We start from the raw sequence: 22,249 nt of genomic DNA, 5'->3' as shown, positions 1-22,249 counted from the left end.
AGGTTGGGTTGGATGGTCGGGTCGGTGGTGCCGACCCGGGTGGTCACTGCCACAACGCCGTGACCTGTCCACTGGCCTTGGCAGCGGCCATGGCGGCCCCGACGATCCCCGGTTCCAGTGGACTGTTGTCGGTGGCCCGTTGGCCGCGTCGGCCCCGTTCACGCATCACCAAGGGGTCATGCGTCCAGCCACCGAGGACTGTTTCCGCCCGCGGTGCTCCGATGACTGCGGACATCTCATCCCGGAGCCCGTCCGAGACCGCCAGGAGGCTCTCCACCGCTGTGAGCCACAGCCCGGCCGGGGTGTCCCCGGAGGTGACGCCCACGATGTCGAAGCCGTCGAGCGACACCTCTCGAAGGCGCGCCCCGGGTGCCCGTTCCACGGTCATGGCCTCCCGACTGAGGGCGAGCCGCTCCCGGGTGTCACTCCTGCCGAGCAATGCTGCGAGACGTTCCAGGGTCAACCCCGTGGGAAGGGTGCCGAGGACGTACCAGGCCTCCCCGTTGGGATGGCGGTCCACGGTGGCGCCGATCGCCACGAGCGCCCTGATCTGTTCCTCGGCCAGATCCGCCGTGACCACCCGGAGCTGCGCCTCCGACGTCCCGAGGGAGTAGCACAGGGTGCCCGGCACGGGAGACATGACGGACGCCGCCGCCACGGGGTGATCGTGGCCCGCGGTGGTCACGACCGCCCCGGCCACCTCCGGGATGGAGGAAGGAACCTTTCCCACCGCCGCTCCGGCGGGCAAGGGGTCCCCCGGCAGGAGCCACGTGCCCGCCCCGATCAGGTTGAGGGCATCATCCCACCAGCACTGTCCCCTGAGGTCGTAGAGACCTGTCCTACCGCTCAGGGAGAACTCACAGGCCTGCTCCCCCGTGAGCCGGTAGGAGATGTATTCGGGGATGTTGAGCCAGCGTTGCCCAGGCGCGAACCGGTGCCCCATGCCCCGGAGATAGTCCAGTTTGATGACGGAGGGAGCGAGATCGCAGCCGTGCCCGGTGACCGCCGCGAACCGGTCGCGCCCCAGGGCACGTTGCACCGCGTCGGCATCCCCCAGGGTGTGATGCCAGGCGAACCCGGGGGCCAAGGGCTCCCCACCCGCGTCGAGGAGCGCGCCGGTCTCACCCATGCCGGTGGTCCCGATCCCGACGACCCAGTGCCCCAGTGCTGCAACCTCACGGGCGCACTGCCTGACGATCCCGATGACGACGTCGCCGAGTTCAGCCACGTCGACCACCGGGCCCTCATCCGTGATCCGCCATGGGGTGGCGGTGGCCTCGGCGTGGATCAGGGCCCGTTCCTCATCCACCACACCCGCCTTGAGGCGTGTCGTGCCGATGTCGACACCCATGGTCAACTCAGCCATGCCGGCCTCCCCAGACGAAGGGGCCCCGCCAGGGGAGCACCAGGGTTTCCGGATCGTTCCGGCCGACCTCGAGGAGAGTGCTGACGCGTTCCACCGCCGTTCTGCCGATGGCCACAGGATCCTGTTCCACTCCGAGGATCGCCTCGGGAATGAGATCGAACAGGGGGTTCTTGTCGAAGCAGGCGAAGTCGGGGGCGAGTCCTGCCTCCCGGGCAACCCGGATTGCGCAGACCAGGGGCAGAATGCTCAGGCCGATCACGGCGTCCGGGCGCTGCCGCTCGAGCAGGGCACGCGTCCTCGTGGCGTCCGGTTCGCCAGCCGCCGGGGCCGCCACCACGGACCCGGGGTCCAGGGGCACCCCCGCCGACTGCAGGGTCTCCCGGATCGCGATCAGTCGCTCCTGCTGGGTCCACAGTTCCAGGGCCAGGGCGACGATGAAGAAGCTTCGGTGTCCCCGCGCCAACAGGGTCGAGGTGATCCGTTCGGCGGCGGAACGGTTGTCAGTGACGATCGTGTCGCAACGAACCCCCTCGGCCGGCGCATCCAGGGCCATGAGGACGGTCCCGTACTCGGCCTCCGCGGCGAGGGATCGGGGCGCGGGCCCGGGGATGGGCACGAAGATGACGCTGAGAGTACGGTGGGCCACCATGGTTCGGACGAGACGCTCGAGTTCCCCCGTCTCGCCATGGTGGCAGGCGACCATCACGCCGAGGTGTCGTTGGGCTGCCGCCGTCTGGAGTCCGGCTGCCACAGCCGCGAAGAACGGATCGACGAGGCTGGGCACGATGAGCCCGAGCATCGTGGAGGCCCGGGGTCCTCGAAGGCTCGTCGCCATGGCGTTCCTGGTGAACCCGAGACGCTCGGCCGCCGCTTCGACCCGGTCACGTGTGGCCTTCGCCACCCGGCCCCGCCGGCTCAGGGAACGCGACGCCGTGGCCACACTCACCCCTGCCGCGCGGGCCACCTCGACGAGGGTGGGACGGGACTTGGCCGGACTGCTCGTCATGGCAGCCTCCTGCGCAGGGATCCGGTCCGCTCGGCATCAGCTCCTCCCGGAACCCACTGACCCACCGCCGAAGCGGCGGTGGCGCTCCCCCAGGCCACGGCCTCATGCAGGTCCTCCCCCCGTTCCAGCCGCGCCAACAGGCCCCCGAGGAAGGCATCCCCTGCCCCGATCGGGTTCACCACGGGGACGTCGAGGGCAGGCACGAAGCCTGCTTCCTTCCCGTTGGCCCATGCGCAACCCGCGGCTCCAACGGTCACGACGACGTGTTCCACGCCAAGTCCTGCGAGGTGACGGGCCGCCTCCATCGCATCATGTTCGGCTGTTTCCGGCACCTCCACGGCCTCCACCAGGGGGGCACCCGTGAGGGCCTGCCTGGCCTCGGCGAGATTGGGGGCGACCAGCTCCACGCCGGCTTCCAGCCCCGCCATGAACCATTGTGGTCCGGTGTCCAGCGCGACCCTCGCGCCGGTGCCACGGATCGCTCGGATCAGATCGGCGACACCCACTGGGCCGACCCCACGCGGGAAGCTCCCGGTCACCGCGACCCACTCGTGACCCTGCGCATGACTCCCGGCACGATCGACGAACCCGTCCCACATCGCAGGACTCACCTCGACACCCGGGCCGTTGATCACGGTGACCCGGCCGGAGCCCTCATAGAGGATGACGGTGTCCCGGACGTGTCCCGGGACCGCGTGGACCAGGGCGTCAGTGCCTTCCTCGACAAGCAGTTGCCGATACCCATGATTGACCTCCGGCAGCAGGATCAGCAGAGCCGCCTCGACACCATGGGCGCGCGCAGCACGGCCCACGTTGATGGGCTTGCCTCCGGGGAACACACGATTCCTCGTGGCACGCAGGACGGCTCCGGGAAACAGCTCGTCGACGAAGACCTGGCGATCCATCGTCGGATTGGGACAAACCAGCAACATCCTCCCCACCTCCTCGTGGGAACCCGCTCGTTGCGCAAACGTTTTCACGTTCCCGACCACCTGTCAAGGGCTCTGCTTGTTTTTTGACATGAGCCCTTACCAAGCGCTACCGGGTGGCGTTCTCTCAGCGCCCGCCCGCTGGCCCCGAGGACCGAGACAGGGATTCCCATCCGACGCTGCTGCCCCACGCTTCCCCACCGAGTTGGTGTCACTCATCTAGACTTGGCGGTTGTACGCCAGTGAGAGGAGCCCCATGGCCGATGAGGTGTCGCGCACGGTTCCTCGACGCTGCGCCGATCCCGAACCCGCCCCGACGGAGAGCTGGCGGCCTCCCGCCCCCAGCAGCCCTGGGCGCCGTGCGCTGGTGGACCCCGTGGATCCCCCGTCGGCTCCACGCAGGGCCGGCCGCCGCTTCGCGCCGGCTGAGCCAGAGGTCCTCCCTGAGGAATCGGCCTGGGATCAGGCCACGATCGCCACCCCGGAGTCCCGGGCCGAGCGGGAACCGGTCCCGGATCATCCCGTGCAGGATGACGCCGACCCCGAGCCGGAGCCGCCGGACCGGCCCAACCGAAGGGGTCGACGATGGCTGCTGCTCGTCGGCGCCTGCTTTCTCATCGTTGCGCTCGTGGTGGTCGGCTGGTTCACGCTGCTGCCCCGCGTCCCCGCCTCGCAGTCGGCATCTCCAACTCCGACCGAGGCGACCTCACCGCCCGCATCCCCCTCATCCGATCCCGAGAGCACGGAGGGCGCAACCGAGGCCCCCGGCCCGTTGGAACTCAACGACACGACCATCACTGCTCCGCCCGGCTGGAACCTCTACCGTGACGAGATCATCGAAGGGGACCGTCGCGTCATCCGGCTCAGCCACGCCGCCACTGACATCCGACTCCAGGTCGCCACGCTGGCCGCCGCCGGACCCGATGCGTCAGCCACCTGCGAGGCCGTCTCCGCCAGCATGCAGGCCACCTTCAGCGACGTCACCCCCACCCCCACCCTGCCGATCGGGATCGATCCGGCCCAGGGCACCGGGGTGACCTGCGGTTTCCGCGGCACCCGAACGGCCGACGGGGTGGCCAACACCGTGTCGTTCACGGTGGTGATTCGCGTCAGCGATGGTCACATCCTCACGCTGCGAAGCGTCATCCCGGACACCGCGGTGGAATCGTCGGGAGCCGAGGCGGCACGGGGGGAGCTGGCTGCGATGAACTGCTCCGCCAGCAGGAACTTTCAGGTCACCCTGCCGCTCTGCTGAGTGAACAGCGGTGGTTCACTCCTGCCCGGGACGCCGACTCAGGGTGTCGAATGTCTCCCGGAGCCGCCACCACCACTGTTCCCGCGGCCGCTGGTTGTCCCAGTCCATGTCGTGGGCCACGTCACGCAACGGCGCGAACAGGCCCGGGCTCCCGGCATGGGCCGCGACGTAGTCGGCCCGCCCCTCCTTGAGCTGCTGATCCAGGTTGCGCATCGCGTTCCAGGCGAGTCGGGTGGCGTTGATGCGGTCGAACGGGGAAGGGATCCCACCCTGCTGGATGTGCCCCACCACGAACTCACGCACGGTGAACCGTCCCCGGCCCTCGGCCTCGTACAAATTCGACAGGACATCCGTCGTGTAGTGGACGCTGGCGTTCTCGCCCGTCACGGCCAGGTAGAAACTGCGTCCCGAGTCGAAGGCGTCGACGAGTGCGGCAATGTCACGCTCCAACTCGGCCAGTGAGATCCCGGTTTCCGGGAGATAGGCCTTCTCCGCCCCACCGGCGAGCCCACCGACCAATGGCAGGAAGCCACATCCCCGACCCATCGTCTCGACGATGAAGGCCCGCTTGGACGCGGACGCCGACATCCGTACCATGTCGATGCAGTCCACGACGACGCCGATGGCGGTGTCCGCGCCCACCGCCATCGGCCAACCCGGAAGGTTGTTGTCAATGCTCGCGGGAACCACGGCGATCGGGATGTTGAACGCCGGGTAGCGACGACGTTCCCGTTCCATCAGGTCGGCCGTGGCATAGGCGTGGAAGCCACCCATGATGAGCAGCGCATCCACGCGATGCTCCTCCAGCTGACGGGCCATGTGGTACAGCTCCGGCTCGGTGGGGATGTGGCGGCGCGTCCCGAAGCTGGCCCCTCCCGTGTTGGCAAGGCCCTCCACGGCTCCCCATGTCACCTCCTCGAGGCGCCCCTCGATGAGTCCCGGCACTCCACCGTGCACCGCGAGCACATGGTGACCGAGGTCGATCCCTGAACGCACCGCGACCCGGGCCAACTGATTCATGCCCGGCGCGAGCGCTCCAGCGTGCATGAAGGCCACCCGCGTGCCTCCAGGGGAGGCAACCGACGGCGTGGCCTCGGACAACGTCCGGTAGATGTCAATCATCATCATGAACCCCGACCCCCGGGACTCGATCGCAGCCTCGTAGTCCCCCTCGGCGATGAGATCACCGATGCGTCGGGTCCGGTCCACCGCGTCCAGCAGGGGAACGGCGCTCAGCTCGTGGTTCTGGACCCCGACCAGGAGTGGCTCCGAGTCCGCATCCGCGCGGAGCACCTCCTGAACGGCGCGCACCCCACAGGAGGTTGCCATCCAACGGTCATAGGCCGACGGGGTGCCACCCCGCTGCACGTGCCCGAGGATCGTGATGCGCGGCTCCTCACCCGTGCGCTCCTGGATGACCCCCTGGACCCGGGATGCGGTGATGGCTTCTCCCTGCCGGTCAGCGGCCCCCTCCGCGACGACGATGATGGAGTCGCGCCGCCCAGCCTCCCTTCCCTGCTCCAGGACCTCCACCATCTGGTCCTCCCAGCCATCAAGCGGCGGGGACTCGGGCAGGAACGTGTAATCGGCTCCCCCCGCGATGGCGCTCATGAGGGCCAGGTAGCCGCAGTTGCGCCCCATCACCTCAACGATGAAGGTTCGCTGATGCGACTCGGCGGTGCTGCTGATGGAGTCGATGGCCTCGGTGATGCGGTGGAGGGCGCTGTCCGTGCCGATCGTCATGTCGGTCCCGACCATGTCGTTGTCGATCGAACCGGCGAGACCGGCGATCCGGAGCACGGGGTGACGTTCGGCCAGCTCCGAGGAGAGTTCGCCGGAGGCCACGAGTTCCTCCAACAGGTCGCCCCATCCGACGCGCAGTTCCCGCGTTCCTGTGAGCGACCCGTCACCACCGATGACGATCAGCCGATCGATCTCCGCCTGGACGAGGTTGCGCACCGCCCGGAGCCGACCCTCGCGTTCGCGGAACTCCAGGCACCTGGCGGTACCGATCACCGTTCCTCCGGTGTTGAGGATCCCGGACACGTCCCCCCACCCCATCTGCTGGATGTGGTCGCCCCCGAGGACAGCGCCCTGCCAACCCTCCCGGATGGCGAACACCTCCGCCCCGGCCTGGATGGCGGCACGCACGATCGCCCGCACGGCGGCGTTCATGCCCTGGGCATCGCCACCCGAGGTGAGGACTCCGATACGGGGTTTGACGGTCATGATGGTCCTCTCTCGGTTGCGGGGTTCAGCGGCGCGCACCCCCCTTGGGGCGCACCACCTTGTGGGCCTGCCACTGGGGGCTGACGTTGACCTGGCTGGTCAGGGACAGACCAGCGGTGGTCACCCCCTCTGAGATGTCGCTGGGGCCGACGTAGCCGGGGCGCCCGACCTTGGGGGTGAGCAGCCAGATCCACCCGGTCCCGGCCAGGTCGGTCATCGCGTCGACGAGTCCGTCGGCGACGTCGCCGTCGTCGTCCCGCCACCACAGGAAGACCACGTCGACGGCCTCGATGGCCTCCTCGACCATCTCGGCGTCGATCGCGTCCATGATGAGGTCACGCAACGTTGCGTCCGTGTCCTCGTCCCAGCCGAGCTCCTGGACCACCATGCCTGGCCTGAGGCCAAGCACCTCCCCCTCGTTCGCGGCGTTCACGGGAGTTTCCATTCCTTCAACGGTGCCACGTCCCTAGCCTGCCAGATGACCCGGGTGCTGCGCACCCGGGCTCCCTGACAACACGTCGGGTCGGGTCACTCGTCGTCCCCGGCCTTGCCGGACGTCCCGGCCGTGACATCGTCGAGACGGTAGCGCGCCGCAGCCTCCGTCGCCCATTCCTGCGGCACCTCACCGTTCATGGCGAGACGCTGCAGCACCGCCACCGCGATGGAGGGTCCGTCGATCCGGTAGTGACGACGGGCCGCGGCGCGGGTGTCGGAGAATCCGAAACCATCGGCCCCGAGGGTGGAGTAGTCCCGCGGCACCCAGGGCCGGATCTGGTCCGGGACGGCGTGCATGTAGTCACTCACCGCGACGATGGGGCCGGAGGTGCCCTCGAGCTTCTGCTCCACCCAGGTTGGCTCGTGCTCGCCGAACGGATCGTCGAAGCGTTCACGGTCCCGGCGGCGCCCCTCGCGGGCCAGTTCGTTCCAGGAGGTCACCGACCATACGTCGGCGACCACGCCGTGGTCCCGTCGCAGCAGTTCCTGTGCCTCGAGCGCCCAGTTCACGCCGACGCCGGAGGCGAGGATCTGGGCGCGGCGCGCATCCTCCCCGAGCCCCTCGGTCGAACCGGGGCGAAGGAGGTACATGCCCTTGAGGATGCCCTCGACGTCCACGCCCTCCGGCTCCGCGGGCTGCTGGTAGGGCTCGTTGTAGACCGTGAGGTAGTACATGACGTTCTCCGGCTGCTCGCCATACATCCGCCGGAGCCCGTCCTTGACGATGTGGGCGATCTCGTACCCGTAGGCCGGGTCGTAGGCCACCACAGCGGGGTTCGTGGACGCGAGGATCGGGGAATGACCATCCATGTGCTGGGTGCCCTCCCCCGTCAGGGTGGTGCGGCCAGCGGTGGCCCCGATGATGAAACCGCGCGCCAGCTGGTCGCCGGCGGCCCAGAAGGAGTCCCCGGTGCGCTGGAACCCGAACATCGAGTAGAAGACGTAGATCGGGACCATCGGCTCACCGTGGGTCGCGTACGAGGTGCCCGCCGCGGTGAAGGCCGCCACGGAACCCGCCTCGTTGATACCGGTGTGCAGGATCTGCCCCTTGACCGCCTCACGGTAGCTGAGGAACAGGTCCGCATCCACGGGGGTGTAGTTCTGGCCGTGGGGGTTGTAGATCTTGATGGTCGGGAAGAACGCGTCCATGCCGAAGGTGCGGGCCTCGTCCGGGATGATCGGCACCACACGGGGAGCGAACTCCTTGTCCCTCATGAGGTCCTTGAGGAGTCGCACGAAGGCCATCGTCGTGGCGACACCCTGCTTGCCGGACCCCTTTCGGACCGAGTCGTAGGTCTTCTCCGCCGGAAGCGAGATGAACTTGCGGTCCCCCCGGCGTTCGGGGAGGTAGCCACCCAGTTCCCGACGACGCTGCTGCAGGTACTGCATGCGCGGATCGTCCTCGGACGGACGGAAGTACGGCGGGCGGTACGGGTCAGCCTCCAGCACCTCGTCGGAGATCGGCAGATGGACTCGGTCACGCAGCGACTTGAGGTCCTCCAGCGCCATCTTCTTCATCTGATGGGTCGCGTTCCGTCCGGCGAAATGACGCCCGAGGAAGTACCCCTTGATGGTGTGGGCCAGGACGACGGTCGGGGCCCCCGTGAACTCCGTTGCCGCCTTGTAGGCCGCGTACACCTTGTGGAAGTCGTGGCCGCCTCGGGTGAGCGACCAGATCTGTTCATCGCTCCAGTCCTTGACCATCGCCGCGGTCCGCGGATCGCGCCCGAAGAAGTGCTCCCGGACATAGGCGCCGTCGTTGGCCTTGAAGGTCTGGTAGTCGCCATCGGCGGTGGTGTTCATGAGGTTGACGAGGGCGCCGTCGGAGTCCTCCGCGAGGAGCGGATCCCAGCCGCGTCCCCAGATGACCTTGATGACGTTCCAGCCCGCACCGCGGAAGAAGGCCTCGAGTTCCTGCACGATCTTGCCGTTGCCGCGGACCGGGCCATCCAGCCGTTGCAGGTTGCAGTTGACGACGAAGGTGAGGTTGTCGAGTTCCTCGTTGGCCGCCAGCTGGAGCAGACCACGGGACTCCGGCTCATCCATCTCGCCGTCACCGAGGAAGGCCCACACGTGCTGGTCGGAGGTGTCCTTGATGCCCCGGTTGTGCAGGTAACGGTTGAACTGCGCCTGATAGATGGCGTTCATGGGGCCGAGCCCCATGGAGACCGTCGGGAACTCCCAGAAGTCGGGCATCTGGTGCGGGTGCGGATAGGAGGGCAGTGCCCTCACCCGGCCGTCGACGATGTGGCTGTGTTCCTGACGGAAGCCGTCGAGGTCGACCTCCTGGAGGCGTCCCTCAAGGAACGCGCGGGCGTACATGCCCGGCGACGCGTGCCCCTGGAAGAACACCTGGTCGCCACCACCCGGGTGGTCCTTGCCGCGGAAGAAGTGGTTGAAGCCGACCTCGTAGAGGGTGGCCGAGGAGGCGAAGGACGAGATGTGGCCGCCCACACCCACGCCGGGGCGTTGGGCACGGTGCACGGTGATGGCGGCGTTCCAGCGCAGCAAGCGCCGGATCTGGCGCTCGAGATCCTCGTCACCCGGGTACTCCGGTTCCTTGTCGACCGGAATCGTGTTGACGTAGTCGGTACCCGTCAACGACGGCACGCCCACGTGGAGTTCACGCGCGCGTTCAAGCAGCTTCAGCATCACGTAACGGGCACGGTTGCGCCCCCCATGCTCGATCACCCCATCGAGCGATTCGAGCCACTCCGCGGTCTCACCCGGATCAGTGTCGGGGAGGTTCGTCGGCAGCCCGTTCAGGATGGGCCCGGCCTCGTCGTTGATGCTCACATGAGTCCTCTCGTCGCAGTTGAGCACAGGTGCATCAAACATACCGCGCATCCTGCCCCGAGGACACCCAAGCGGTTCCGGGTACTTCTCGGGAACGCCTCCCACATGAAATCGTTACTGGATCGTGACCACATTGGCTTGCTCCATCCCTCCCGCTTCGGATGGGATGAGGTGAGGAAGTGGTGTTCCGACCCGATGGAAAGGACAAGGATGTTCCGCATCACGAACCGGGGAGCCCTGGCCACCCTCAGCGCCCTGTCACTGGTGGCGCTGGCCGCCTGTGGCTCCTCCGGGGGCTCCGCGAACCCGGCGTCGTCAGCTGCTGGGGATGATTCCCCCACGGACTGCGCCGCCTACGAGGTGTACGGGGATCTCTCCGGCAGGAACATCAATGTCTACACCTCGATCGTCAGCCCCGAGGATCAGCCTCACATCGACTCCTTCAAGGCCTTCGAGGAGTGCACGGGTGCCAAGGTCAACTACGAGGGCTCCCGCGAGTTCGAGGCCCAGCTGCCCGTGAAGATCGAGGCAGGTTCTCCTCCGGACATCGCCTACCTGCCCCAGCCCGGCCTGCTCAAGACCATCGTCGACCGGTTCCCCGGGAAGGTCGTCGAGGTCAGCGGCCAGGCCCTGACCAACATCGAGGAGAACTACACCCAGGACTGGAAGGAGTACGGCTCCGTCGACGGCAAGGTCTACGCGGTTCCCGTGGGTGCCAACGCCAAGTCCTTCGTCTGGTACTCCCCGAAGCAGTTCCAGGAGAACGGCTACGAGATCCCCACCACGTGGGATGACCTCATGGCCCTGACCGACGAGATCGTCGCGGATCATCCGGATGCGAAACCCTGGTGCGCGGGGATTCAGTCGGGCGGCGCCACCGGGTGGCCGGCCACCGACTGGCTCGAGGACATGATGCTGCGCTTCGCCAGCCCTGAGGACTACGACAAGTGGGTGAACCACGAGATCCCTTTCAACGACCCCAAGGTCGTGACCGCACTCGACAAGGCCGGCAGCATCCTGAAGAACGAGGCCTACGTCAACGGCGGCTACGGCAACGTCAAGAGCATCGCCACCACCCCGTCCGGTGAGGCCGGTCTACCCATCCTCGACGGAACGTGCTTCCTGCACCGACAGGCGTCGTTCTACCAAGCGAACTGGCCCGAGGACGTCACGGTCGCCGAGGACGGCGACGTGTTCGCCTTCTACCTGCCCGGCCAGGATGCCGCCACGCAGCCGCTCCTCACCGGTGGCGAGTTCGCCGCAGCCTTCTCCGACCGCGAGGAGGTCAAGGCGTTCCAGGCCTACCTGACCTCGCCGGAGTGGAGCAACGAGAAGGCCAAGGCGACAAGTGCCGGCTGGGTCTCCGCCAACAAGAAGCTGGATCCCAACAACCTCAAGTCGCCGATCGACAAGCTCGCCTTCGAACTGCTCACCGATGACAAGACCCTGGTTCGCTTCGACGGCTCGGACATCATGCCGGGTGCTGTCGGGGCCGGGACCTTCTGGAAGGGCATGACCAACTGGATCACGCTTGATCAGTCCAGCACGGATGTGCTCACCGAGATCGAGAACAGCTGGCCGAAGAACTGACGCCTACGTCTTCTCGTACGGGTTGGGACCGCGCCTTCAGGGCCGTGGTCCCAACCCCTTGAGAACCAACTCAGACAGGAGTTGACCCCATGGACTGGTTGCTCGCTGCCGACACCCCCCGCCGAGAGGATGCTGGTGATGTGCGTCGCCGTCCTGATGTTCGCCGCGGTCATGGCGATCATCCTCTTCACCGCGGACCTGTGGCCAGGATGGCTGCCCGCCATCGGTTTCCTGCTCCCTGCCGGGCTGATGCTCACCTTCGGGCTGTTCCTCACGTCGCTCCGCCCGGCCAAGGAGATCCGTACCACCGGTTGGTGGACGTGGTTCACAGACCCTGTGAACCACCCTGCAGAGCTACGACGAGGCGATGAACAACTCGTCGACGGAGTTGGGCACCTTCTTCCTGAACTCCTTCGTGATCACGATCCCCTCCGTGGTGATCCCGATCTTCATCGCCCTCATCGCGGCCTACGCCTTCGCCTGGATCGAGTTCCCCGGACGCAACATCCTGTTCGTGGCGGTGTTCGCCCTTCAGGTGGTCCCGATCCAGGTCACCTTGGTCCCGCTGCTCACCCAGTACGTCAACTGGGGCATCGCGGGCTCCTTCTGGACGGTGTGGTTGTCCCATTCCATCTTCGCGTTGCCGCGGGCCATCTTCCTGCTGCACAACTTCATGAAGGAGATCCCCGCCTCCCTCATCGAGGCCGCCAAGGTGGATGGGGCCGGTCACGTGAAGATCTTCTTCAGGGTGCTGCTGCCATTGCTGCTCCCGGCGATCGCGTCGTTCGGGATCTTCCAGTTCCTGTGGGTGTGGAACGACCTGCTCGTGTCGTTGACCTTCGCAGGAGGCAACAAGAACGTGGCACCCCTGACCGTCAGGGTCGCGGAGCTGTCCGGGACCCTCGGCGCGAAATGGCACCTGCTGAGCGCGGGCGCGTTCATCTCGATGTTCATCCCCATGATCGTCTTCCTGGCCATGCAGCGTTTCTTCGTTCGCGGCATGCTCGGCGGCGCTGTCAAGGGCTGACCCCACCCAATCACCCATGTTCCGGCGCGGGTAGGCTGACGACACGATGTCCGTTTCGTCTCCCCGCGCCGGAACCCTGCCGGCCACAGTCCCCTCGGCACGCACCCGTGCCGGGATCCTCAAACGTCTCCGCTCGGCACGTGCGGCCATGAACACCGCCACCCTGACGGCCCTCGAGACACGCCACGGTTGGTTCGCCGAACTCGACGCCGAGTCCCGCTCCTGGATCAGCATCCTCGCCCGTGGCGGCATCGACGGGTTCGTCGACTGGGTCTCCGGTGAGGATTTCGTCCCCGAGCGGGTCTTCGATGCCGCGCCGCGGGCCATGGCGGGCAGGATCTCGCTCCAGCAGACCGTCGACCTCGTGCGCACGACGACGGACGTCGTGGAGGAACAGATCCAGTTGTTGCTCCCCCGCGCGGACCGGCAGCCGCTGCAGATCGGGATCGTCCTGTTCTCCCGGGAGATCGCCTTCGCCGCCGCCGCCGTCTACGCCCGGGCGGCGGAGTCCCGGGGTGCCTGGGACTCGCGCATCGAGGCCACCGTCATCGACGCGGTGGTGCGGGACGAGACCGACGAATCGGTCTTCTCCCGCGCTTCCACCCTCGGGTGGAACTCCGAGGCGCCCACCGTGGTGGTGCTGGCCGGCGCGCCGAAGGACCCACGCGTCGAGGATCTGCGTCGGGCGGCATCGAGGCTCCAGTTGGACGTCCTCGCCGCCCCCCAAGGGGAACGCCTGGTGTGCATCCTCGCGGGGGCCGCCCTCACGGATGCCGAGGCCACGTGCTCCGTGGTCCGTCAGCTGGAGGGATGCTTCGCCGACGGCCCGGTGGTCGTCGGTCCTCTCAGCGCCGGCCTCGGAGGCGCACCCAAGTCGGCCCGCGAGGCCGCGCACGGGTTCCGCGCCGCGAAGGCATGGCCGGAGGGACCACGCACCCTGCTGGCCGCCGATCTTCTTCCCGAGCGGGCGCTGGCCGGTGATGGGCACGCACGGCGGACCCTCGCGAAAGAGGTGTACGAGGCTCTCCGTGGCTCGAAGGAACTCCTCGACACCTGCGTCGGATTCCTTGATGCCGGCTCCTCGACGGAGGCCACCGCCCGCGCCATGTACATCCACCCCAACACGGTTCGTTATCGACTCAAGCGCGTCCAGGAACTCACCGGGTACAACCCAACGGATGCCAGGGAGGCCTACGTCCTGCGTCTCGCCATCACCCTGGGCCGACTCCAGGACTGAACCCTCGGCCCAGGGCACGAGGCTTGTCGGGAAACCACCATGACCGACCTCTCGTGGAGGCCCCGGTGATCCCGCCTTCAGGCCTCCCTTTCACCTCCGCTTGTGGGGTTCCCACAAATGTTGCGGAACATTTGCGTCGCCCTCCGGGCCACATTCTCCGGCTCGCACAGGCAGAGTTGGTTGCGTGCTAGCTGTCGTTGCGCCGGGCCAAGGTGCCCAGACCCCGGGGTTCCTCGCCCCTTGGCTCGAGGACCCGACCTTCGCCGCTCGACTCGAGTGGTTCTCCGCCGTGACCGACATCGATCTCGTCGCGCACGGGACCACCTCGGACGCAGAGACCATCCGGGACACCGCCATCGCCCAGCCCCTGCTGGTCGCCTCTGCCCTCGCCGCCTTCCTGCAGCTGTTCCCCGACTCCGAGGCAGCGGCCTCCCAGGTCGGGGTCCTGGCCGGCCACTCCGTCGGAGAGCTCGCCGCTGCCGCCGCCTCGGGCGTCTTGTCCCCCGAGTCCGCCCTCGTGCTCGTCCGGGAACGGGGTCGTGGCATGGCGGCTGCCTCGGCCGTGACCCCGACCTCCATGACGGCGGTGATCGGGGGGGATCGCGACGAGGTCCTGGCCGCGATCGAGGCGGCCGGCCTCACGCCGGCCAACAACAACGGCGCTGGCCAGATCGTCGCCGCGGGCACCACCGATCAGTTGGCTGCCCTGGCGGACAACGCCCCCCGGCGCGCCCGCTTGATCCCGCTGAGCGTCGCTGGCGCCTTCCACACCCATCACATGGCCCCGGCCGTGGAGCGACTCACCCGATTCGCCGAGGCCATGGTCGCCGTCGACCCCCGGATCCCCATGCTCAGCAACGCCGACGGCGTCGCCGTCGGTTCGGGGCGCTGCCACCTCGAACGAATCGTGGCCCAGGTCGCGAACCCCGTTCGCTGGGATCTGTGCATGGAGACGATGTCCTCGATGGGGGTCACGGGACTGTTGGAGCTCCCTCCCGCGGGAACCCTCACCGGCATCGCGAAGCGCAACCTCAAGGGTGTCGAGGTGTTCAACCTGTCGACCCCCGACCAGCTCGACGACGCCCGCGCATTCTGCACCGCCCACGCCGAGACCGCCTGAAAGGCCGCACATGAGCATCACCCCATCCATCGGCGCACCCCATGCCCGCATCCTCGGCGTGGGAGGACATCGTGGTTCACGCATCGTGGACAACGAGGAGATGTGCACGATGATCGACTCCACACCAGAGTGGATCGAGCAGCGAACCGGTATCCGTGAACGTCGCTGGGCCACGGAGGAGGAAACTCCCCTGTCCATGGCCGTGGCGGCCAGTCGCAGGGCTATCGAACGCTCCGGCCTCGAACCCAGGCAGATCGACGCCGTGATCTGCTCAACCGTCTCGCACTTCCAACAGTCCCCCTCACTTGCGGTCTACATCGCCGACGAGCTCGGTCTGTCGGCCGGGCCCGCGGCATTCGACCTCTCCGCGGCCTGTGCCGGCTTCTGCTACGGCACGGGGATGGCCGAGTCCCTGATCCGTTCAGGTGCCGCAAGCCATGTCCTCGTCGTCGGGGTGGAAGCGTTGAGCCGCATGGTCGACATCACGGACCGGTCAACGGCTTTTCTGTTCTCGGACGGCGCCGGCGCGGTCGTTCTCGGTCCCAGCGACACCCCCGCCCTCGGGCCGGTTGTGTGGGGCTCCGACGGAGCCCAGGCGCAGGCCATCCAGATCGAGGACTGGGAGGATGCCAGCGATGCCGGGCGGACCATGCCCTTCATCTCCATGGACGGCAGGGCCGTGTTCCGCTGGGCAACCACCTTCATCGCGGAGAAGACCAAGGAGACCCTGGATCGCGCCGGCTTGACCCCTGACCAGCTCGACGTCTTCATCCCCCACCAGGCCAACAACCGGATCACCGATTCGATGTTGCGCCACCTCAAGCTGCCCGAGAGTGTGGTGGTGTCCCGTGACATCGTCCACATGGGCAACTCGTCGGCGGCCTCCGTGCCGCTGGCGATGGAGGCCCTGCTCGAATCGGGCGAGGCCACCTCCGGGCAGACCGCCCTCATCATCGGCTTCGGCGCCGGGCTCGTTTACGCGGGCCAGGTCGTCGTCCTGCCATGACCCAACCGGCCACCAACATCTAGGAGAAGAACATGGCCAGCACCGAAGAGATCCGCGCCGACCTCGCAGAGATCGTCAACGACGTCGCAGGGGTTGCCGCCGAGGACGTCCAGCTCGACAAGTCGTTCATCGACGACCTCGGCGTGGACTCCCTGTCCATGGTGGAGATTATCTACGCCTGCGAGGACAAGTTCGGGGTCACCATCCCTGACGAGGACTCCAAGAACCTCAAGACCGTTGGCGACGCCGTCGCCTACATCGAGCGCGCCCAGTCCTGAGGCGCATTCGCCGGGTGACCTCGACCAGAGGCACCCGGCGAATCCTCATTCCGCACCCGCTTGCACCCCGAGGAGACTCCATGACCGAGGTCGTCATCACCGGATTCGGCGCCTTCACGCCGCTGGGTACCGATGCCCCCAGCACCTGGCAGGCCATGCTCGCCGGACGTTCCGGTGCGCACACGCTCACGCATGAATGGGCTCAGCAGCTGCCCGTCACCTTCGCCGCGGAGGTGATCAGCGACCCCGCGGAGCGACTGGACCGAGTGGCGGCCCGACGGCTCGATCGGGCCTCGCAGCTGGCCATGGTGGCCGGCCTCGAGGCCTGGACCGATGCGGGTCTCGGTCTCGGGGAGGACAACCCCATCGACCCCGACCGCCTGGCGGTGTGTGTCGGGACCGGTATCGGCGGCCTCCACACCCTCGTCTCCAACTGGGACATCCAGAAGGAGAAGGGGCCGCGCCGGGTGTCCCCCTTCACCATTCCCATGCTCATGGCGAATGCCCCGGCGGCCAATCTCGGCCTGACCTTCGGAGCCGCCGCCGCCGTGCACGCCCCGGTCAGTGCCTGCGCCTCGTCGAACGAGGCGATCTCGCTGGGTCTCGACCAGATCAGGCTGGGCCGTTGTGACATCGCGGTCGTGGGGGGTTCCGAGGGTGTGGTCCACCCCCTCCCACTGAACGCCTTCGCCCAGATGCAGGCCCTGTCCCGTCGCAACGACGACCCGGAGCACGCTTCACGTCCCTGGGACACCGCTCGTGACGGCTTCGTCCTCGGAGAGGGCGCGGTGATCATGGTTATCGAGACCCTCGAGCACGCCAAGGCCCGCGGCGCCCGGATCCACGGCACCCTCGCCGGCGCGGGGATCTCCAACGACAACCATGACATCGTGCTCCCCGAGCCGACAGGTCGGGGACAGTCCGCGGCCATGCGCAAGGCCTTGGAGTCGGCGGGGTTGAGCCCCCGTGACATCATCCACGTGAATGCGCACGGCACCTCGACGCCTCCCGGTGACATCACGGAGGCCCACTCCATCGCCGCGGCACTCGGCGACGCCGTCGAGAACTGCGTGGTCACCTCCACCAAGTCGATGACCGGTCATCTCCTGGGCGGCGCCGGAGCCCTGGAGACCTTCGCCACGGTGATGGCCCTCAAGGATCGGACGGTCCCTCCAACCATCAACATCGAGAACCTCGAGCCCGGTCTCCCCATCGACATCGCCGTGAACACCAGCCGTCCGCTCCCCAGCGGCGATCTCGCCGCCGTGAACAATTCGTTCGGGTTCGGCGGCGCGAACGTGGCCGTGGTGGTCACCAATGCCAACATCTCCGACTGAATCTGTTCCCGCCCCACCGTGGGGTCAGATTCGGTGATGGTGGGTCACCCAACGGGGTGACCCACCATTGTCACACCACGTGGTGCAACCAACGGATCGGTGCGTCCTCCGATCCGTATCTGAACTCCTCGAGCTCCTCGTCCCAAGCAGTTCCGATGAGTCGATCGAGCGCGTCACGGAGCAACCGTGGATCCCCCTTGGTCTCGGCCATCGCATGGCGGATGCGGTCCTCCGGCACCATGACATCCCCGTGGGAACCCACCGTCGCGGCGAAGCGCCCCAGGGCCGGGGTGTAGCAGAACCGGGTCCCCTCACATCCGGGGCTGGCATCCTCGGTGACCTCGAAACGGATACGCGCGAACTCCGCCAGGGCGGAGGCTAACCGTGCCCCGGTACCGGGAGAGGCCGTCCAAGAGATCTCCGCGCGCTTGGTACCCGGTTGGGCGGGTTGCTCCGACCAACGCCATGCTGCCCCTGGCCCGATGACCGCAGCTGCGGCCCATTCCAGATGAGGGCACAACGCAGCGGGCGTCGAGTGGATGAAGATCATCCCTCGCGCCTTCGGCAGGCCAGCGGCGGCCCGTTGTGCATTCATGTGTCCTCCTGTGGGTTCGGCCCGATTGCCTTCCCCTGCGATCGGCGTCTCCACACAGTGCGGACGCCTCCATTCTGCATCAGTGAAGGGCCCCGCACAACAGGAGTGTCTGGGGTTTAATGGAGGACATGCGCCGAATGACTCTGGATGAAGCCCTGCTGGGAACCGATTCAATTCGTCAGGTACGGGCGACCCGGGACGGGGTCTTCTGGCTGGCCAGCATCGCCGCCGAGGATGGCCGCACCACCATCCGCCGGTGGGATGGTCAGCAGGTTGAGGACCTCACCCCTGATTCTGAGGTGCGCACTCGCGTCATGGAGTACGGAGGCGGAGCCTATGCCGTGGCCGATGACGTGGTCGCCTGGTGCGACGACCGCACCAAGCAGGTCTGGGTCGCCCGTGACGGCCGGGTCCATGCCGTGACCCCGCCCTCGGAGAGGTTCCGCTACGGCGGCCTGGCGCTGGCCCCCGATCACGATCTCATCGTCTGCGTCAGGGAGGACCACGCGGTCGACCCGGAGGAACGCACTGAGATCGTCACCCTTGACCTGGCAGCGGACAACACCGAGGGTGGCCGGGTACTGGTCACCGGGGCTGATTTCTATGCCGGGGTGACCGTGCACGGTGACCAGGTCGCCTGGTTCCAGTGGATGCACCCGAACATGAGTTGGGACACCGCCGAGGTGTTCACCTGCCCCCTGGGCGATCCGGCTGCGCTGGTCGCGGTCGCCGCGACCGATGGGGTGAGCGCCCAGCACCCGCTGTGGTTGGGCAACGGGACCCTCGCCTGGGTCTCGGATGAGTCGGGGTACTGGAACTGGACGGTACGTGACGGCGACTTCCGCCACCAGTGGCTCGTCCCCCACGACTGCAGCATCCCCACCTGGGTCCTGGATGCACCACCTTCGGCAGCAGTTGGGGAGGACCTGCTGGCCACCGTCGAGATCGCCGGTGGCCGCGGCGCCCTCGCCCTGGTGAGACCCAGTGATGGCGGGGTCACCTATCCCCTGCCCGGGACAGCGATGATCGAGTCCGTGGCTGCCCGCGGCGAGGAGTTGTTCGTCATCGCCGAGTGGCCGGACCGGCCTGCCTCGTTGGTCCGGATCTCACCGACGGGGGTGCGTCACGAGATCGTCACATCACAGCGCTGGGAGGGGGCCTCGATTCCCCAGGCCCGGTGGTCCGAGGGCCCGGCCGGTGCAGTACAGTCCTGGTTCTACCCGGCACCAGGCGCCACTGCACCCACCCCGTTGCTGGTCCTCACCCACGGCGGCCCGACCTCGGTGCACCATCCGAGTTTTGATCGCTCAGTGCAGTTCTGGGCCTCCCGCGGGGTCGCGGTGTTGGATGTCAACTACTCGGGTTCCACCGGGTTCGGACGCGCCTACCGCGAGCGCCTGAAGGGTCAATGGGGTGTCCTGGAGGTCGCCGATGTCGCGGCCGCCGTCCAGGAGGTCTGCCAGGCCGGACTCGCCGATCCGGGCAAGGTGGTCATCGCGGGCGGTTCAGCCGGGGGCTACACGACGCTGCAGGCGCTGGTGAGCAGCGACATCTTCGCAGCCGGCATGAGCTCCTACGGGATCGGCGACCTCACCACCTTGGTCAGCAGCACCCACAAGGCCGAGTCCAGATACACCTTCAGCCTGGTGGGGCCGTTCCCTGAGGCGGAACAGCTCTATCGGGACCGCTCCCCCATCAACCACTTGGACCGCCTCAAGACCCCGATGTTGATCCTCCAGGGTCTGCAGGACAAGGTCGTCCCACCGGACCAGGCCTTCTCCCTTGCCGAAGCAGTGCGCTCCCAAGGACTCCCCGTGGCCCTGGTCACCTTCGAGAACGAGGGCCACGGCTTCCGTTCCCTCGATGCTCGTCGCAGCGCTCTCGAATCGAAGGTCTCCTTCCTGGAACAGGTACTCGACCTACCACCCAGCGATGACGTCCCCAGGCTCATCATCGAGAACCTCTCCAGCGGCGGCACCCCCGAGGAATAAATTCAATCTTCAACTTGTTTTCCGGGTATGAAGAAGATTGGCTTCCTGAACTTCGGGCACTGGACCGATTCGCCGCATTCCGCCGCGCGGACCGGGGCCGACACGCTGCTGCAGTCCATCGAGTTGGCGGTGGCCGCCGAGGAGGTGGGGATCGACGGTGCCTACTTCCGGGTGCACCACTTCGCACAGCAGCTGGGCTCCCCCTTCCCGTTGCTGGCCGCCGTCGGGGCACGGACCTCCAGCATCGAGATCGGCACCGGGGTGATCGACATGCGTTAGCGCATGTAGCGGTTGCAACACCCGTTCACGTAAGCTTGGTTGCATGGTCGAACTGGTATCGCTGAGGAAGACGAACGAGGTTGCGGCGTACATCCGCGCCTCGATGGACCGCAAGGGCGACCGATGGACCGTCGAGACCCAGCTGAGAAAGATCAGGGCGCTGGCCGAGGCCAAGGACTGGAAGGTCGTCGAGGTCTACGACGACAACGCGGTGTCCGCGACGAAGAAGCGCCGTGCTGGCACTCGGTGGGCCGAGATGCTGGAGGACGCCCGTGCGGGCAAGTTCTCGATGGTGGTCGCCGTGGACATGGACCGGCTCCTGCGTAGCACGAAGGACCTGAACACACTGATCGATCTCGGCCTGCGTGTCGTCACCGTTGACGGCGAGATCGACCTCTCGACGGCGGACGGGGAGTTCCGGGCGACGATGCTCGCCGCTCTCGCCCGGTTCGAGGCACGACGCAAGGCCGAGCGACAAATCAGGTCGAACGAGCGCCGACGCGCCGAGGGCATCCCCACGTCCGCCTGGAAGGCGTTCGGCTGGACGAGGGACGGCGAGTTGATCGAGGAGGAGGCCGCCGCCGTACGGCGGGCCTTCGATGCGTTCCTCGGCGAGCCGTCCCTGTCGATCCGGCGAATCCGCGAGGACCTGAACAGCGCCGGTCACTTCACCGCGCGTGGGTCGGAGTTCTCCGTCGATGCTGTGCGCTACCTGCTCGCGAACCCGCTTTACTGTGGCTACATCAAGCACTACGCGTCGGGCGAGCTGTACCCGGTTCAGGGCGAGGCGTTCCCGCCCATCGTCGGCGAGCAGACGTGGCGGGCCGCGGTGGCGAAGCTGGAGGACAACGTGCGGAGGTCGGCGAGGCAGGGGAACCACCCGAAGTATCTCCTGTCCACGATCGGGCTGTGCGGGAAGTGCGGCGCGACGCTCGTCTCGGGGACGAACAGCCGCAAGCAGCCGACGTACCGCTGCGGCGAGCAGTTCCATCTCACCCGCCAGCGCGAGCCCGTCGATGCGATGGTCACCGAGGCGGTGCTCACGCGTCTGTCCTCGGTGGACGTGCACGACCTCGTGATGCCACAGGAGGACGATGGGCCGGATCGCGAGGAGCTGCTGACGGAGCGGAACGCCCTGGTCGATCGGGTGAAGGAGCTGAGCCCGCTGCTGCGCGACATCCATCAGCCGGTCCTGGAGATAACGGCAGCGATCAACGACGTGAAGGCCCGCATCGACGAGATCGACGCGGAGCTGCTCGACCGTTCGGTGTCGGCGGCGGCGAAGCTGCTCGCGGACGTCGAGGAGCCGGTCGGCACCGCGGAGCGCCGCGAGGTGGTCGAGGCGAAGTGGAAGGTGTTGGACGTGGACCGCCGCCGGATGCTCGTGGACGAGCTGGTGACGGTGACCATCGAGCCCATCACGCCCGGTCACGTGAAATTCGACCCCGACCTGATTCGGATAGAGCCGCGTCGCGACTGACTCATGAGTCGACTCGTCATTGCAATGGTGAGTCGACTCGTGGGAGAATGGTTGCAGACAAGAAGATCCCACCGGGGCCGCGACTTAGAGGGCGCGCGGATAGGCGAATCTACTGCGGTCGCCCCGGTGTCCCCCTGGCGGCGTTGTCCTCCTCGAACGCACAATCCAGTGCGCTCCTCGTCGTCCGCCTTGCCAGGAGGCCACCGTGACGATCCTCGTCACGATCCCCCTAT

General features: G+C 67.3%; 18 protein-coding genes. 11 read left to right on the top strand and 7 right to left on the bottom strand.

The annotated features are described in order from the left end of the window. Positions 1–43: 43 nt before the first annotated feature. Genes EII35_RS01370 through EII35_RS01360 form a run of 3 tightly spaced genes read right to left on the bottom strand, consistent with a single transcriptional unit; the run spans position 44 to position 3,277 of the window. On the bottom strand, positions 44–1,366 hold the full coding sequence (locus tag EII35_RS01370; protein WP_125226675.1) for an FGGY family carbohydrate kinase: 1,323 nt from the start codon (positions 1,364–1,366) through the stop codon (positions 44–46). Continuing rightward, entirely contained in the window at positions 1,359–2,372 is a 1,014-nt protein-coding gene (locus EII35_RS01365; protein WP_125226674.1) for a LacI family DNA-binding transcriptional regulator, read from the bottom strand. The genes EII35_RS01370 and EII35_RS01365 overlap by 8 nt, the downstream gene beginning before the upstream one ends. Next, the gene (locus EII35_RS01360) at positions 2,369–3,277 is read right to left on the bottom strand and encodes a 1-phosphofructokinase family hexose kinase (RefSeq protein WP_185744100.1); all 909 of its coding nucleotides are present in this window, start codon (positions 3,275–3,277) and stop codon (positions 2,369–2,371) included. Before EII35_RS01360 ends, EII35_RS01365 begins: the two co-directional genes overlap by 4 nt. A gap of 280 nt (positions 3,278–3,557) precedes the next feature. Between EII35_RS01360 and EII35_RS01355 the strand changes: the two genes are divergently transcribed. Further along, on the top strand, positions 3,558–4,556 hold the full coding sequence (locus EII35_RS01355) for a hypothetical protein (protein ID WP_125226672.1): 999 nt from the start codon (positions 3,558–3,560) through the stop codon (positions 4,554–4,556). Positions 4,557–4,571: 15 nt separating this feature from the next. On the opposite strand, the gene EII35_RS01350 is transcribed toward EII35_RS01355, so the two are convergent. The 3 genes from EII35_RS01350 to aceE all read right to left on the bottom strand — a co-directional run bounded on the left by EII35_RS01350 (position 4,572) and on the right by aceE (position 10,118). After that, on the bottom strand, positions 4,572–6,785 hold the full coding sequence (locus EII35_RS01350; protein ID WP_125226671.1) for a 6-phosphofructokinase: 2,214 nt from the start codon (positions 6,783–6,785) through the stop codon (positions 4,572–4,574). A 25-nt stretch (positions 6,786–6,810) separates the two neighbouring features. Next, positions 6,811–7,230, bottom strand: coding sequence for a DUF3052 domain-containing protein (locus tag EII35_RS01345; RefSeq protein WP_125226670.1), 420 nt, complete (start codon positions 7,228–7,230; stop codon positions 6,811–6,813). An 83-nt stretch (positions 7,231–7,313) separates the two neighbouring features. Then, entirely contained in the window at positions 7,314–10,118 is a 2,805-nt protein-coding gene (aceE, locus tag EII35_RS01340) for a pyruvate dehydrogenase (acetyl-transferring), homodimeric type (protein ID WP_125226669.1), read from the bottom strand. A 168-nt stretch (positions 10,119–10,286) separates the two neighbouring features. Here aceE and EII35_RS01335 point away from each other — a divergent pair, with 168 nt between their 5' ends. From EII35_RS01335 to EII35_RS01305, 7 genes are all read left to right on the top strand, one after another. Beyond that, positions 10,287–11,666: an ABC transporter substrate-binding protein gene (locus tag EII35_RS01335; protein WP_125226668.1), complete on the top strand. Its 1,380-nt coding sequence runs from the start codon at positions 10,287–10,289 to the stop codon at positions 11,664–11,666. Positions 11,667–12,033: 367 nt separating this feature from the next. Beyond that, a complete protein-coding gene (locus EII35_RS01330; protein WP_260464973.1) occupies positions 12,034–12,693 on the top strand; it encodes a carbohydrate ABC transporter permease in 660 nt (219 codons plus the stop codon). Between the two features lie 46 nt (positions 12,694–12,739). Beyond that, complete coding sequence (locus tag EII35_RS01325; RefSeq protein ID WP_125226667.1) at positions 12,740–13,930, top strand: PucR family transcriptional regulator; 1,191 nt, start codon at positions 12,740–12,742, stop codon at positions 13,928–13,930. Between the two features lie 184 nt (positions 13,931–14,114). After that, positions 14,115–15,050, top strand: coding sequence for an ACP S-malonyltransferase (locus EII35_RS01320; RefSeq protein WP_125226666.1), 936 nt, complete (start codon positions 14,115–14,117; stop codon positions 15,048–15,050). A gap of 10 nt (positions 15,051–15,060) precedes the next feature. Then, the gene (locus EII35_RS01315; protein ID WP_125226665.1) at positions 15,061–16,056 is read left to right on the top strand and encodes a beta-ketoacyl-ACP synthase III; all 996 of its coding nucleotides are present in this window, start codon (positions 15,061–15,063) and stop codon (positions 16,054–16,056) included. Positions 16,057–16,088: 32 nt separating this feature from the next. Continuing rightward, positions 16,089–16,334 carry an acyl carrier protein gene (locus EII35_RS01310; RefSeq protein ID WP_125226664.1) on the top strand — a complete coding sequence of 82 codons (246 nt, stop codon included), beginning with the start codon at positions 16,089–16,091 and terminating at the stop codon, positions 16,332–16,334. A gap of 80 nt (positions 16,335–16,414) precedes the next feature. Next, positions 16,415–17,671, top strand: coding sequence for a beta-ketoacyl-[acyl-carrier-protein] synthase family protein (locus EII35_RS01305; RefSeq protein ID WP_125226663.1), 1,257 nt, complete (start codon positions 16,415–16,417; stop codon positions 17,669–17,671). Positions 17,672–17,741: 70 nt separating this feature from the next. Here the strand turns inward: EII35_RS01305 and EII35_RS01300 are convergent, their stop codons facing one another. Beyond that, positions 17,742–18,266, bottom strand: coding sequence for a DUF3145 domain-containing protein (locus EII35_RS01300; protein WP_125226662.1), 525 nt, complete (start codon positions 18,264–18,266; stop codon positions 17,742–17,744). Positions 18,267–18,394: 128 nt separating this feature from the next. Here EII35_RS01300 and EII35_RS01295 point away from each other — a divergent pair, with 128 nt between their 5' ends. From EII35_RS01295 to EII35_RS01285, 3 genes are read left to right on the top strand one after another with little or no spacing between them, the layout of a single operon-like run. Beyond that, positions 18,395–20,257: an alpha/beta hydrolase family protein gene (locus tag EII35_RS01295; protein WP_185744099.1), complete on the top strand. Its 1,863-nt coding sequence runs from the start codon at positions 18,395–18,397 to the stop codon at positions 20,255–20,257. Between the two features lie 27 nt (positions 20,258–20,284). Further along, positions 20,285–20,536 carry an LLM class flavin-dependent oxidoreductase gene (locus tag EII35_RS01290; protein ID WP_221739647.1) on the top strand — a complete coding sequence of 84 codons (252 nt, stop codon included), beginning with the start codon at positions 20,285–20,287 and terminating at the stop codon, positions 20,534–20,536. A gap of 43 nt (positions 20,537–20,579) precedes the next feature. After that, a complete protein-coding gene (locus EII35_RS01285; protein WP_125226660.1) occupies positions 20,580–22,016 on the top strand; it encodes a recombinase family protein in 1,437 nt (478 codons plus the stop codon). The last annotated feature ends 233 nt before the right edge of the window (positions 22,017–22,249 follow it).

Origin of the sequence: Arachnia propionica (genome assembly GCF_003932785.1) — a bacterium.
GTDB lineage: Bacteria > Actinomycetota > Actinomycetes > Propionibacteriales > Propionibacteriaceae > Arachnia > Arachnia propionica_B.
The sequence above is the reverse complement of the archived record's forward strand: the minus strand, read 5'-3'. Positions and strand labels throughout refer to the sequence as shown.

Excerpts from the sequence above, each read along its gene's own strand:
- EII35_RS01285 (WP_125226660.1), top strand. The coding sequence starts at position 20,580 with ATGGTCGAACTGGTATCGCTGAGGAAGACGAACGAGGTTGCGGCGTAC.
- EII35_RS01315 (WP_125226665.1), top strand. The coding sequence starts at position 15,061 with ATGAGCATCACCCCATCCATCGGCGCACCCCATGCCCGCATCCTCGGC.
- EII35_RS01335 (WP_125226668.1), top strand. The coding sequence starts at position 10,287 with ATGTTCCGCATCACGAACCGGGGAGCCCTGGCCACCCTCAGCGCCCTG.
- aceE (WP_125226669.1), bottom strand. The coding sequence starts at position 10,118 with ATGTTTGATGCACCTGTGCTCAACTGCGACGAGAGGACTCATGTGAGC.
- EII35_RS01360 (WP_185744100.1), bottom strand. The coding sequence starts at position 3,277 with ATGGATCGCCAGGTCTTCGTCGACGAGCTGTTTCCCGGAGCCGTCCTG.
- EII35_RS01295 (WP_185744099.1), top strand. The coding sequence starts at position 18,395 with ATGCGCCGAATGACTCTGGATGAAGCCCTGCTGGGAACCGATTCAATT.
- EII35_RS01290 (WP_221739647.1), top strand. The coding sequence starts at position 20,285 with ATGAAGAAGATTGGCTTCCTGAACTTCGGGCACTGGACCGATTCGCCG.
- EII35_RS01370 (WP_125226675.1), bottom strand. The coding sequence starts at position 1,366 with ATGGCTGAGTTGACCATGGGTGTCGACATCGGCACGACACGCCTCAAG.
- EII35_RS01350 (WP_125226671.1), bottom strand. The coding sequence starts at position 6,785 with ATGACCGTCAAACCCCGTATCGGAGTCCTCACCTCGGGTGGCGATGCC.
- EII35_RS01325 (WP_125226667.1), top strand. The coding sequence starts at position 12,740 with ATGTCCGTTTCGTCTCCCCGCGCCGGAACCCTGCCGGCCACAGTCCCC.
- EII35_RS01345 (WP_125226670.1), bottom strand. The coding sequence starts at position 7,230 with ATGGAAACTCCCGTGAACGCCGCGAACGAGGGGGAGGTGCTTGGCCTC.
- EII35_RS01330 (WP_260464973.1), top strand. The coding sequence starts at position 12,034 with ATGAACAACTCGTCGACGGAGTTGGGCACCTTCTTCCTGAACTCCTTC.
- EII35_RS01300 (WP_125226662.1), bottom strand. The coding sequence starts at position 18,266 with ATGAATGCACAACGGGCCGCCGCTGGCCTGCCGAAGGCGCGAGGGATG.
- EII35_RS01355 (WP_125226672.1), top strand. The coding sequence starts at position 3,558 with ATGGCCGATGAGGTGTCGCGCACGGTTCCTCGACGCTGCGCCGATCCC.
- EII35_RS01305 (WP_125226663.1), top strand. The coding sequence starts at position 16,415 with ATGACCGAGGTCGTCATCACCGGATTCGGCGCCTTCACGCCGCTGGGT.
- EII35_RS01310 (WP_125226664.1), top strand. The coding sequence starts at position 16,089 with ATGGCCAGCACCGAAGAGATCCGCGCCGACCTCGCAGAGATCGTCAAC.
- EII35_RS01365 (WP_125226674.1), bottom strand. The coding sequence starts at position 2,372 with ATGACGAGCAGTCCGGCCAAGTCCCGTCCCACCCTCGTCGAGGTGGCC.